Source organism: Rhodococcus sp. ENV425 (assembly GCF_002887785.1).
Taxonomy (GTDB): Bacteria; Actinomycetota; Actinomycetes; order Mycobacteriales; family Mycobacteriaceae; genus Rhodococcus; species Rhodococcus aetherivorans.
Genome location: NZ_PCZU01000281.1, coordinates 1 through 372 on the forward strand (window position 1 = coordinate 1; position 372 = coordinate 372).

General features: G+C 77.7%; 1 pseudogene. It reads left to right on the forward strand.

Annotated elements, in window-relative coordinates:
- Positions 1-363: pseudogene (locus CQZ88_RS26355) on the forward strand (Fe-S oxidoreductase); the annotation flags it as partial.
- Positions 364-372: the final 9 nt, after the last annotated feature.

Consider the following 372-nt stretch of genomic DNA (forward strand, 5'->3'; position numbering starts at 1 on the left):
CCGCCGAAGGCGAAGCCGGGTGGCCTGGCGTTCAAGGGCGGAGCGAAGGCTCCCGGCGCCCGCAAGGCCGCCGCGCCGAAGCCTCCGGCAGAGAGGCCCGAGCCTCCGACGGAGAAGCCCGAGGCTCCCGCGAAGGCACCGGAACCGGCGCACGCACCCCCGGGTGAGGCGCCCGATCCGGATGCACCGCCGGAGAAGGCACCGGCCCCCGAGGCGCCGTCGACCAACGGCACCGAGGCCTCGCCGACCAATGGCACCGAGGCCTCGCCGACCAACGGCGCCGAGGCACCGGCCCCGCCGCAGGCCAAGCCGGGAGCGCTGGGCTTCAGGTCCGGCGCCAAGGCCCCCGGCCGGCGCGGGTAGCACCCACGG